The 12323-nt window shown below is 70.7% G+C and carries 10 protein-coding genes; 8 read left to right on the forward strand and 2 right to left on the reverse strand.

The annotated features are described in order from the left end of the window. Window positions 1-158: 158 nt before the first annotated feature. From ABZ079_RS25295 to ABZ079_RS25330, 8 genes are all read left to right on the forward strand, one after another. Window positions 159-3953 (forward strand): nitrate- and nitrite sensing domain-containing protein, encoded by a 3795-nt coding sequence (locus ABZ079_RS25295; protein ID WP_356941721.1) that lies wholly within the window; start codon window positions 159-161, stop codon window positions 3951-3953. Between the two features lie 9 nt (window positions 3954-3962). Continuing rightward, the gene (locus ABZ079_RS25300; protein WP_184970701.1) at window positions 3963-4376 is read left to right on the forward strand and encodes a roadblock/LC7 domain-containing protein; all 414 of its coding nucleotides are present in this window, start codon (window positions 3963-3965) and stop codon (window positions 4374-4376) included. Between the two features lie 110 nt (window positions 4377-4486). Continuing rightward, window positions 4487-4885: a DUF742 domain-containing protein gene (locus tag ABZ079_RS25305; RefSeq protein WP_009190816.1), complete on the forward strand. Its 399-nt coding sequence runs from the start codon at window positions 4487-4489 to the stop codon at window positions 4883-4885. Beyond that, window positions 4866-5441 (forward strand): ATP/GTP-binding protein, encoded by a 576-nt coding sequence (locus ABZ079_RS25310; RefSeq protein WP_356941722.1) that lies wholly within the window; start codon window positions 4866-4868, stop codon window positions 5439-5441. Before ABZ079_RS25305 ends, ABZ079_RS25310 begins: the two co-directional genes overlap by 20 nt. Window positions 5442-5818: 377 nt before the next feature. Next, on the forward strand, window positions 5819-9106 hold the full coding sequence (locus ABZ079_RS25315) for a nitrate- and nitrite sensing domain-containing protein (RefSeq protein WP_356941723.1): 3288 nt from the start codon (window positions 5819-5821) through the stop codon (window positions 9104-9106). A 10-nt stretch (window positions 9107-9116) separates the two neighbouring features. Continuing rightward, window positions 9117-9530: a roadblock/LC7 domain-containing protein gene (locus ABZ079_RS25320; RefSeq protein ID WP_004983065.1), complete on the forward strand. Its 414-nt coding sequence runs from the start codon at window positions 9117-9119 to the stop codon at window positions 9528-9530. A 94-nt stretch (window positions 9531-9624) separates the two neighbouring features. Beyond that, on the forward strand, window positions 9625-10200 hold the full coding sequence (locus ABZ079_RS25325) for a DUF742 domain-containing protein (RefSeq protein WP_356941724.1): 576 nt from the start codon (window positions 9625-9627) through the stop codon (window positions 10198-10200). Further along, window positions 10181-10762 (forward strand): ATP/GTP-binding protein, encoded by a 582-nt coding sequence (locus ABZ079_RS25330; RefSeq protein ID WP_029183992.1) that lies wholly within the window; start codon window positions 10181-10183, stop codon window positions 10760-10762. The genes ABZ079_RS25325 and ABZ079_RS25330 overlap by 20 nt, the downstream gene beginning before the upstream one ends. A 274-nt stretch (window positions 10763-11036) precedes the next feature. Here ABZ079_RS25330 and ABZ079_RS25335 read toward each other — a convergent pair whose 3' ends face one another. Then, the gene (locus ABZ079_RS25335; RefSeq protein ID WP_356941725.1) at window positions 11037-11231 is read right to left on the reverse strand and encodes an acyl-CoA carboxylase subunit epsilon; all 195 of its coding nucleotides are present in this window, start codon (window positions 11229-11231) and stop codon (window positions 11037-11039) included. Between the two features lie 57 nt (window positions 11232-11288). After that, on the reverse strand, window positions 11289-12323 hold a 1035-nt coding region (locus ABZ079_RS25340), incomplete at its 5' end, for a carboxyl transferase domain-containing protein (RefSeq protein ID WP_356941726.1).

Here is a 12323-nt window from a genome sequence, read left to right on the forward strand (position 1 = left end):
CTGGGGGCGCTACGCAGCGCCGAGTGGCGGCGAGATAGGGGGGAACCAGCGCCGGTCACCCAAGACCACCCGGGGGCGTATTCAGGGCGCTCTCCAAAACGCCGACACCGTGTCCCTCCGTCCGCGGAGGGGCGCCTGGTCCAGAGGTTGCGACGCTAGTGCAGGGACGTTTCAAGAGGGATGGCAGCGCTTCGGCGGAGCCGGAGCCGCACGGCGGGACCGACCGCGGTTCCTCGCCCCAGCACGCCCAGAACCAGGGCCCGGGCCCGTCCGGAGACGGCGGTGAGCGCGCCGGCCGCCCCGGCGGCGCGTCGGCTTCGTCGGCCTCCGCGAACGCGGCGAACTCCGGGAACCCCACGCCGCCGGTGAAGGCCGTCCAGGGCCCGACCGGCCCCGGTTCACGCATGGCCCTGCGCAACTGGCGCATCTCCACGCGTCTGGTGTCGCTGCTCGCACTGCCCGTGGTCGCGGCGACCTCGCTGGGCGCGCTGCGCATCAGCCAGTCCATGGACAGCATCCAGCAGCTCGACAACATGAAGCTGCTGACGGACATGACCAAGCAGGCCACCGAGCTGGCCGCCGCGCTCCAGGAGGAGCGTGACCAGTCCGCCGGTCCCCTGGCGCACGGTCTGAAGGCGACCGACTACACGGTCAAGGGCTACCAGCAGAAGACCGACCGGGCCCGCGAGAACTTCCTCAACGCCTCCGAGCAGATCGACGCGGCCAGCAAGGACGGCAACCTGCAGGGCGTCCGCGACGCGCTCGTCGGTCTCGCCAACCAGCTGGACGACCTGGCCAAGATCCGCCGGTCCGCCTATCAGTCGAAGGACAACGCGACCCAGACGGTCGAGTCCTACCACCGGCTCATCACCCAGCTGATCGGTCTGTCCCAGGACATGGCCGAGGCGTCCAGCAACCCGGAGATGATCTCGCGCACCCGCGCCCTGGCGGCCTTCTCCACCGCCAAGGAGTACGCCTCCGTGCAGCGCGCCATGATCGCCGCCGCGCTGCCCGCGACCACCTCCACCAAGGGCCATCTCGCCGAGAACGACCGCCTCTACGGTCAGTCGGCCTACGAGAGCGAGGGCTCCGAGCTCGCGATCTTCCGGAAGATCTACGCCGACCAGAACGCCGAGGAACTCCTCAAGCCGATCGACGAGGGCAACCCGACGATCAAGACCGCGGACACCTACGCCAAGCGCTCCTTCGAGTCGCGTAACGGCATCGAGACGCTGCCGGCGCGTTCCTACCGCGACTGGGTGGACACCAGCTCGACCAAGATCGAGCAGATGAAGAAGATCGAGCACACGCTGCTCGAGGACATGGAGCAGAAGGCCCGCGAGCTGCGCAGCGCCTCCGAGCGCGAGGCGATCATCTCCGGTGCGCTGATCCTGCTCGTCCTCGGTGTGTCGCTGGTCGGCGCGTTCGTCGTGGCCCGCTCCATGATCCGCTCGCTGCGCAGGCTCCAGGAGACCGCGACCAAGGTCGCCCAGGACCGCCTGCCCGAGCTGGTCAAGCAGCTGTCGGAGTCCGACCCGCAGGACGTCGACACCTCCGTGGAGTCGGTCGGTGTGCACTCCCGGGACGAGATCGGCCAGGTGGCCGCGGCCTTCGACGACGTGCACCGCGAGGCGGTCCGCCTCGCCGCCGAGCAGGCCCTGCTGCGGGGCAACGTCAACGCGATGTTCACCAACCTCTCGCGCCGCTCCCAGGGTCTGATCCAGCGCCAGCTGTCGCTGATCTCCGAGCTGGAGTCCCGCGAGGCCGACCCGGACCAGCTGTCCTCTCTGTTCAAGCTGGACCACCTCGCCACGCGTATGCGCCGTAACGGTGAGAACCTCCTCGTTCTCGCGGGTGAAGAGCCCGGCCGCCGCTGGACCCGCCCGGTCCCGCTGGTCGACGTGCTCCGCGCCGCCGCCTCCGAGGTGGAGCAGTACGAGCGCATCGAGCTGGCCTCCGTGCCCACCACCGAAGTGGCCGGCCGGGTCGTCAACGACCTCGTGCACCTCCTCGCCGAGCTGCTGGAGAACGCGACGTCGTTCTCCTCGCCGCAGACCAAGGTCAAGGTCACCGGTCACGCGCTGCCCGACGGCCGCGTGCTGATCGAGATCCACGACACCGGTATCGGCCTCTCCCCCGAGGACCTCGCGGCGATCAACGAGCGGCTCGCCTCGCCGCCCACCGTGGACGTCTCCGTCTCCCGCCGCATGGGCCTCTTCGTGGTCGGCCGGCTGTCCCAGCGGCACGGCATCCGCATCCAGCTGCGCCCGTCCGACTCCGGTGGTACGACCGCGCTGGTCATGCTGCCCGTGGACGTCGCCCAGGGCGGCAAGAGGCCCGCTCCGGGCAAGCCGGGCGCGCCCGGCGTGACCGGTGGCCCCGCCGCCGCGCAGGCCGCCGCCGGTGCGGCCGCGGCGCGCCGTGCGGCAGGCCACGGCCAGGGCGGCGCCCCGGCCGGTGGCGGTCTGCTCGGCGGCGGTCCGGGCCCGCGCGGCCAGGTCGGCTCCGCCCAGGGTCCCCGGGCCGCGCTGCCCGGCGCGGGCCAGGGCGGCCGTCCCGGTGCGCCGGGCGGCGCGCGTGGCCCGCAGGGCGGTCCCGGTGGCCAGCAGGGCCGGCCTGCACCCGCCGGGTCCGGTGCGGGCGGCTTCGGCGGCCAGGCACCGGCTGCCCCCCAGGGCCTGCAGGCCGCGAACCCGGGAGGACCGCAGCAGGACGCCTTCGGCGGCCGTCGCCCGCAGCGGCCCACCGCCCCCGGCGACCAGGGCCGTCAGCCCCAGCTGCCGCCGCGCGGCGGCCCCCGGGCCGAGCTGCCCGGTGGTGACCCGCAGTCGCACACCCCGGGCTGGGGAGACACCCGGTCCCCGCGGGCGCGCGCCGCGCAGGACGCCCCGCGCGGCCACGACGAGCAGGACCCGTCGCAGACCGCGCGCATGCCGCGCGTGGACGACCGGCAGGGCCCGGGCTCGACCGCGGAGATATCCCGGATCGACGCACAGGGCCCGGCCACCACGGGTGAGTTCCCGCGCGCCGAACTGAACGGCCTGGGCGGCTCCCAGAGCACGGGCCAGTTCGCCCCGGACAACTCCCAGCAGACGGGCCAGTTCGCGCGTCCCGACGCCTCCCAGCAGGACCCGTTCGCGGCGCGGCCCGACGACCAGCAGGGTTCCGGTTCGTTCGTCCGCTCCGACGTCTTCGGTACGCCGGCGCCCGGGCAGCAGGACGACAGCGCCCAGAACACGGGCCAGTTCGCCGCTCCGCAGGCGTACGACGGCGGCTCCACCGGGCAGCACGCCCTGCCCGGCCGCCAGGACCCCGCGCAGACCGGTCAGTTCGAGCGCCAGCAGCCGGCCGGCCGCGACGACTTCGGACCCCGGGGTGGCCGCGACGACTTCGGCGCCCCGCGCCCGCCGGCCCCGCAGCAGCAGCGGCCGGCCCGCCACGAGCCCGACAACCGGGGCGCCGCGCAGCGGCCCGACGAGGGACGGGGGCCGGGTGACGGGTGGGCACTTCCGCCGGCCAGCGGCCCGGGCGACGGCCGTACCCCGCTGTACGACACGCTGGAGACCAACTGGTTCCACGGTCAGCAGCAGGGCGGCGCGCCGGCGCCGCAGCAGCCGCAGGCTCCGGCCCCGGCTCCGCGGCGCTCCGCCACCGACACCGGCTCCTGGCGTACCTCGCCGAACGACGAACTCGTCCGGCAGGCCGAGCGCGTCCGGCAGCCCGCCGCGGGCGGGATCACCACCTCCGGGCTGCCGCGCCGGGTGCCCAGGGCGAACCTCGTCCCGGGCACGGCACAGCAGCAGCAGCACCAAGCCGGTCCGCAGGTCTCGCGTGCGCCTGACGACGTACGCGGACGGCTGACCAATCTTCGTCGGGGCATCGCTCAGGGCCGTCAGGCCGGCAGCGGCCAGACCGGCAGCTACCCGAGCCCCACTCACCAGCAGGAGCGTTAGTTGAGTCCGATGAGCCAGGCGGCACAGAACCTGAACTGGTTGATCACCAATTTCGTGGACAACACCCCTGGGGTGTCCCACACCGTGGTGGTCTCCGCCGATGGCCTTCTGCTGGCGATGTCCGAAGGTTTCCCACGGGACCGAGCCGACCAGCTGGCGGCCGTCGCGTCCGGGCTGACCTCCCTGACGGCCGGGGCGTCCCGGATCTTCGAGGGCGGCAGCGTGGCGCAGACGGTCGTCGAGATGGAGCGGGGGTTCCTCTTCTTGATGTCCATCTCGGACGGGTCGTCCCTCGCGGTCCTGGCCCACCCGGATGCGGACATCGGTCTCGTCGGCTACGAGATGGCACTGCTCGTCGACCGCGCGGGTGCGGTACTCACCCCGGATCTGCGCGCCGAACTCCAAGGCAGTCTGCTTCACTGACCGCCCCGGCACCACCCACCTCACGAAAACACCGTCCGGCCGCCACAATCCCCCCACCGGCCCCGTCAGACGGCTTGACTGACCGACTTGCTGTCCCGCCCGGAGGATTCATGACCCCGCCCACCGCCCATCATGATCCGTACGCCGAGCCGTACGGGGACGAGGGCGACCAGCCGCTGGTGAGGCCGTACGCGATGACCGGCGGCCGGACCCGGCCGCGCTACCAGCTCGCCATCGAGGCGCTGATCAGCACCACGGCCGACCCGGCTGCGCTCATGGGACTGCTCCCGGAGCACCAGCGGATCTGCCACCTGTGCCGGGAGGTCAAGTCGGTCGCGGAGGTCTCCGCGCTGCTGGCCATGCCGCTCGGGGTGGCCCGGATCCTGGTCGCCGACCTCGCCGAGGCCGGCCTGGTCGCCATCCACCAGCCGGGTGGCGACGAGAACAACGGCGGCGCTCCGGACGTGACGCTGCTCGAAAGGGTGCTCAGTGGACTTCGCAAGCTCTGACGCGGGCCGGGCCACCACCTCCGCGAAGATCGTGGTGGCGGGCGGCTTCGGCGTGGGCAAGACCACGTTCGTCGGCGCCGTCTCGGAGATCAACCCGCTGCGCACAGAGGCCGTCATGACGTCCGCCTCGGCGGGCATCGACGACCTCACCCACACCGGTGACAAGACCACCACCACGGTGGCCATGGACTTCGGCCGTATCACCCTGGACCAGGACCTGATCCTGTATCTGTTCGGTACGCCGGGCCAGGACCGCTTCTGGTTCATGTGGGACGACCTGGTCCGCGGCGCCATCGGCGCCGTCGTCCTGGTCGACACCCGCCGCCTCGCCGACTGCTTCCCGGCGGTCGACTACTTCGAGAACAGCGGTCTGCCGTTCGTCATCGCCCTCAACGGCTTCGACGGCCAGCAGCCCTACGCCCCCGACGAAGTGCGGGAAGCGTTGCAGATCGGGCCGGACGCCCCGATCATCACGACCGACGCCCGCCACCGTGCCGACGCCAAGAGCGCGCTGATCACGCTGGTGGAGCACGCCCTGATGGCACGCCTGAGGTAGCGCTCGAATACGACGTGTCATGCGGCAGTTGCCGTCAGCGAATCGGAGTCGACTGTGGCCTGTGACACGGTCGGCTCCGACGTTGATAACAGTTCGGCAGAGGAATCGCCCGGTATCACCACGCGACGCGGTCGGATGATGCCGCTGCGCGCACAAAGGCCCCGCCTTTTGGCGGGGCTCGTTCTTTATGACCGTTTTATCTGGGGCTTACATCGCTCGCCTCCCGGGGTTTCCACTGTTTGGAAGTGCGCTGGTCCACGTGCTGGAATGCCTGAACTGCCCAATGGTCAAAGACGTACTGAGTGGTCGATGACGAACCGGGCTCTGAGAGACTGCGGCACGACGTAGGTGCCGACCGCCGAGAGGTTGTTGGTCGAGTGAGGCGAAGCAAGAACGGTCCCGAGCCGTCGGCGCGGGGCAACTTCACCCCGCCGCCGCGCGCTGCGGCGCCCACCCCTGTGCCCGGTGCGGAGCCGGCGGCCACTCCCACGTCGAGCGGCGGCCGCTTCTCCCCTCGCAACTGGCGGGTGCCCACCCGTCTGAACGCGATCCTGCTCATACCCGTGGCGGTCGGTCTCGTCATGGGCGGCTTCCAGGTGAAGAACTCGATCGACACCTGGCAGGAGGCCCGCGACGCCGAGAACACCGCCCGCCTGGTGCGCGCCGCCCTCGGTTACGCCGACGCCCTCGAGAACGAGCGTGACGTCACCGCGGCCCCCCTCCTGCTGAACAAGAAGGACGCCTCCGGCAAGGCGACCGTCGACGGGGCCCGCAAGGCCACCGACCAGGCCGCCGACGCCTTCGACCAGGCCGCACAGAACATGCCCGGCAAGCCGGGCCTGGAGCGCCGGCTGAAGCTGTTCCGCGAGGCCGAGCCCCAGCTGGCCCAGCTGCGCCAGGCCGCCTATACCTCCAAGGTCCACGGTGTGCAGACCGAGGAGGGCTATGTCGAGATCGCCCACCCCTTGATGGAGTTCGCCAACGAGCTCGGTCTGGGCACCGGCAACATCACCTCCTACGGCCGTACCGTCTACGCCATTTCGCTGACCAAGGCGGCGCTGTCGCTGGAGCGGTCGATCGGCACCCACCTGCTGGTCAACCCCGGTCCGGACGACCCCAACCTGGCGACCCAGCGGGTATCCCTGTCCTCGTACGCCTACCTGGAGCGCATCGCCCTGGAGGAGTACCTCGGCGGTGGCACCGAGGCCGACGCGCAGAAGCTGACCGACGCGCAGACGAAGATGAAGACGGACGGCGCCGCGCTGGTCGAGAAGGCCAAGGCGGAGGACCCGAAGTACGTCGCCCCGCCGTCCGACCCGTCCAAGATGGTCGTGCAGCTCGCCACCATGAAGGACACCAGCACGCTCACCCGTCAGGAGCTCGCCGGCCGGGGCGTCACCACGCAGAACTGGTGGGCGGTCAACACGCTCAAGTACAAGGCCTACCGCCAGATCGAGTCCGATCTCGCCGACAAGGCGGTGACCGAGGCCTCGGCCATCGCCGACGACGCCAAGACCTCCGCGTTCATCACCGGTGCCGTGGTCGTGGTCGCGCTGCTGTTCGCGTTCATCCTGGCCGGTGCCGTGGCCCGCCAGATGAGCCGCGCGATGCGCCAGCTGCGCAACGCCGCCTTCGGCATCGCCGAGCAGCGTCTGCCGATGCTGGTCGACCAGCTCTCGCGCACCGACCCCGGCCGGGTCGACACCCGCGTCGCGCCGATCCCGATCACCACCAAGGACGAGATCGGCGAGGTCGCCCGCGCCTTCGACCAGGTCCACCGCGAGGCCGTCCGGCTCGCCTCCGAGCAGGCCCTGCTGCGGGGCAACATCAACGCGATCTTCACCAACCTCTCGCGCCGTAACCAGTCGTTGATCGAGGGCCAGCTGACCCTGATCACCGACCTGGAGAACAACGAGGCCGACCCGGACCAGCTGGAGAACCTCTTCAAGCTGGACCACCTGGCCACGCGTATGCGCCGTAACGGCGAGAACCTCCTGGTCCTCGCCGGCGAGGAGCCCGGCCGCCGCTGGGACCAGCCGGTCCCGCTGGTCGACGTGCTGCGCGCCGCCTCCTCCGAGGTGGAGCAGTACGAGCGCATCGAGCTGTCCGGCGTCCCGGAGGCGGAGATCCACGGACGCGCGGTCACCGACCTTGTGCACCTGCTCGCCGAGCTGCTGGAGAACGCCACCACGTTCTCCTCCCCGCAGACCAAGGTCCGCGTCACCGCGACCCGTCTGCCCGACGGCCGCATCATGATCGAGATCCATGACAAGGGCATCGGCCTCACGGCCGAGGACTTCGCGGACATCAACCACAAGCTGGCCAACCCGCCGACCGTGGACGTCGCGATCTCCCAGCGCATGGGCCTGTTCGTGGTCGGCCGGCTGTCCGACCGGCACGGCATCCGGGTCCAGCTGCGCCCCTCGGGCGAGCAGGCCGGTACGACCTCCCTGGTGATGCTGCCGGACGCGATCACGCACGGCGGTGGCGGCGAGGCGCCGCTGGACCGCGACGAGTTCACCGTCTCGCAGATCATCCCGGAGCAGCAGTTCCAGGGTGAGAGCTTCGCCCCGGCGCAGCCGATGCGCACCGCCGCCGAACTCGGCTTCGACGACAGCCGCTACGTGGACGTCCCCGACGACATCCGCGACCTGGACCCCGTCGGCCGCTCCCTGTTGCGTGAGGAGCGCCGCGCGGCCCTGGAGTCCCAGACGCACGGCCCGCAGTCCGGGCAGTCGCAGCAGGAGGCCACCGACGCCCCCGCCGGCTACCGGGACGAGTTCGAGGCGCAGCAGGGCTACGACGGCAGCAGCACGGGCTACACCGAGCAGCCGTACCAGGAGCAGGAGCCCTCGTACGAGGAGCAGCAGCACACCGCGTACCAGGAGTCGTACGAGCAGCCGTACGAGAAGTCGTACGACGAGCAGTACTACGCTCCGAACGGCGGTCTGCCGCAGAACAACGGCTTCGCCGCGAACAGCGGTTACCCGGACCAGGCGTATGCGGAGTCGGCCCAGGAGGAGCAGACGCCCGCGCAGGGCCAGCCGGCCGACGGCTTCGGCTCCTACGACAGCCCGTCCTACCAGGACGACTGGCCGCAGCAGGACGGCTACCAGAACGGCTACCCGGCCCAGTACGCTCCGGAAACGGAATCCACGCAGGCTGCTGACGCGAGTGAGCGGAACCGCGTAGGCTTCGACCGTCCGGGACCGGCCTCTCCCGCCGCCCACGAGCTGACCGACGCCGGGCTGCCCCGCCGCGGTTCCGCCCCGAGCGGTTCCAACGGTTCGAACGGCGCCAACGGCACGGCGCGCGCGCAGCGGGAAACGCCGGCTTCCGCACCGGGCGACGCAGCGGGGCCCGACGGCGACAGCAGTTGGCGCTCGGCGAACGACGAGCGGTGGCAGCAGGCCGCCCAGCTCCGGAAGCCCAAGGCAGGCGGGGTCACCGCCTCCGGCCTGCCGCGGCGGGTGCCCAAGGCCAACCTGGTCGAGGGTGCCGCCGAAACCACCCCCCAGGGAGGCCCGCAGGTCTCCCGTGCCCCGGAGGACGTCCGGGGCAGGCTGAGCAACCTGCGTCGGGGCGTCCAGCGCGGACGCAGCGCAGGCAGTGAAACGAACGGCCAGGGCTTCGGTCCTGACAGCACCTACAACCAGGAGCGTTAGTGTGAGCCCGATGAGCCAGGCGGCACAGAACCTGAACTGGTTGATCACCAACTTCGTGGACAACACCCCGGGGGTGTCCCACACGGTGGTGGTCTCCGCCGACGGACTCCTTCTGGCGATGTCCGAAGGCTTCCCCCGCGACCGCGCCGACCAGCTCGCGGCCGTCGCCTCCGGTCTGACCTCGCTGACCGCCGGTGCCTCGCGCATCTTCGAGGGCGGCAGTGTGAACCAGACGGTTGTGGAGATGGAGCGGGGATTCCTCTTCATCATGTCCATTTCCGACGGTTCCTCGCTCGCGGTTCTGGCTCACCCGGAGGCGGACATCGGCCTCATCGGGTACGAGATGGCCCTTCTGGTGGACCGCGCGGGCACGGTCCTCACCCCGGATCTCCGCGCCGAGCTTCAGGGAAGCCTTCTCAACTAATAATCGGACGGTGCGTATACGCGTCCCGGGGCCGTAAGGTTTCGGGACGCGGCGCCACAGGTTTGGGTGCCCGGTGCAGTCGGAGGAGGAGAAAGTGGCAACACCCCCAGGCGGTTCGTCTTCGGGTAACTGGTCGTACGGCCCTGCCCAGGGCCAGGGCCAGGGCGACGGTTCGGCGAACCGGTACAACTTCCCCTCCGCCCCCAGCCACCGGCAGCCGTACGCCCCCCAGGGTCCCGGCCCGTCGCCGTACGACCAGCCCCCGGCCCCGCGGATCCAGCCGGTACAGCCGCAGCGCCGCCCCGAGCCGGCACCGGCGACGGCGTCGCACAACCCCTTGGTGCGTCCGTACGCCATGACCGGCGGCCGGACCCGCCCGCGCTACCAGCTCGCCATCGAGGCACTGGTGCACACCACCGCCGCTCCGCACCAGATGCAGGGCCAGTTGCCCGAGCATCAGCGGATCTGCAACCTGTGCCGGGAGATCAAGTCGGTGGCCGAGGTCTCGGCCCTGCTGACGATCCCCCTCGGCGTGGCCAGGATTCTCGTCGCCGACTTGGCGGAGGCGGGCCTGGTCGCCATCCATCAGCCCGGCGGCGACGAGAACGCCGGTGGCCAGCCAGACGTGACACTGCTCGAAAGGGTGCTCAGTGGACTTCGCAAGCTCTAGCGGCGGTCCTTCCCGCTCCACCACCTCCGCGAAGATCGTGGTGGCGGGCGGCTTCGGCGTGGGCAAGACCACGTTCGTCGGCGCCGTCTCGGAGATCAACCCGCTGCGCACAGAGGCCGTCATGACGTCCGCTTCGGCCGGCATCGACGACCTCACTCACACCGGTGACAAGACCACCACCACGGTGGCCATGGACTTCGGCCGTATCACCCTGGACCAGGACCTGATCCTGTATCTGTTCGGTACGCCGGGCCAGGACCGCTTCTGGTTCATGTGGGACGACCTGGTCCGCGGCGCCATCGGCGCCATCGTCCTGGTCGACACCCGCCGCCTCGCCGACTGCTTCCCGGCGGTCGACTACTTCGAGAACTCGGGCCTGCCGTTCGTCATCGCCCTCAACGGCTTCGACGGCAACCAGCCGTACTCGCCGGACGAGGTGCGCGAGGCGCTCCAGATCGGCCCCGACACCCCGATCATCACGACGGACGCCCGCCACCGCGCGGACGCCAAGAGCGCGCTGATCACGCTGGTGGAGCACGCCCTGATGGCGCGCCTGCGCTAGCCGACCGCCTTTTGGAGGGGGCCCTTTCCCTGCGGGGAGGGCCCCTTTGGCGTGAGTGAGGCGAAAACCGGCTGTATCAGGTGCTGTTCGCGCGACCGGCCTCAGGAATCGCCCGCAGCTGCGCACCCTGGCTGGGACCGCACGGCCGCGAGACCGGCGAAGGTCCCCCCACCGGACGACCGGTTCTGCCCGGCATCGCCGTCACCGTCCGCCGGGCACACCACGGCCCCGCCTCCCCGGAGTGGGGAGGCGGGGCCGTGGTGACGCGTGGAAATCAGTGCCAGCTGTGCGGCGCCCTGAAGCCGCCCTCGCGCTCCAGGCGGCGCCAGCCCGCCTTCGCGCGGCCTCGGTGGGTCTGGGCCGTGGGCTCCGGCTGGGCGGCCGCACGGGCCAGGAGGACGGCCGTGATGGCGGCGACTTCCTCGGGCTCGGCGTGGCCCTTCTCGACGCGGATGTCAGGAGTGCTCATGGGTGTCAGTCTCCGTGAGAGAGAGGTCCGCGGGGTTGCCGCGGCGGGTCCGCTCGGTTACTGCGGGGGGTTGCCGTGCTTGCGGGAGGGCAGGTCGGCGTGCTTGGTCTGCAGCATCGCCAGGGACTTCACGAGCACCTCACGCGTCTCGGTCGGGTCGATGACGTCGTCGACCAGGCCGCGTTCGGCGGCGTAGTAGGGGTGCATCAGCTCGGCCTTGTACTCCTTGACCATCTTCTGACGCATGGCCTCGGGGTCCTCGGCGCCGGCGATCTGCCGACGGAAGATGACGTTCGCGGCACCTTCCGCGCCCATGACGGCGATCTCGTTCGTCGGCCAGGCGTAGGTCAGGTCGGCACCGATCGACTGGGAGTCCATGACGATGTAGGCACCTCCGTACGCCTTGCGCAGGATCAGCGAGATCCTCGGCACGGTCGCGTTGCAGTAGGCGTACAGCAGCTTCGCGCCGTGACGGATGATTCCGCCGTGCTCCTGGTCGACACCGGGGAGGAACCCCGGCACGTCCAGGAAGGTGACGATCGGGATATTGAAAGCGTCACACATCTGGACAAAGCGCGCAGCTTTTTCGCTCGCCTCGATGTCCAGGACGCCCGCCAGCACCTGCGGCTGGTTGGCGATGATGCCCACGACCTGTCCGTCGAGGCGGCCGAGCGCGCAGATGATGTTGCGCGCCCAGCGCTCGTGGACCTCCAGGTAGTCGCCGTCGTCGACGATCTCCTCGATGACCTTGGCCATGTCGTAGGGCCGATTGCCGTCCGCCGGGACCAGATCCAGGAGGACGTCGGAGCGGCGGTCAACCGGGTCCGTCGACTCCGTCCGCGGCGGGTTCTCGCGGTTGTTCTGCGGCAGCAGCGAGAGGAGGTAGCGCACCTCGGCGATGCAGGTCTCCTCGTCGTCGTAGGCGAAGTGGCAGACGCCGGAGGTCTCGGCGTGGACGTCGGCGCCGCCGAGGCCGTTCTGGGTGATCTCCTCACCGGTGACGGCCTTGACCACGTCCGGGCCGGTGATGAACATCTGGGAGGTCTCGCGGACCATGAAGACGAAGTCGGTGAGGGCGGGGCTGTAGGCGGC

Origin of the sequence: Streptomyces sp. NPDC006314, assembly GCF_040613075.1 — a bacterium.
Classification (GTDB): Bacteria; Actinomycetota; Actinomycetes; order Streptomycetales; family Streptomycetaceae; genus Streptomyces.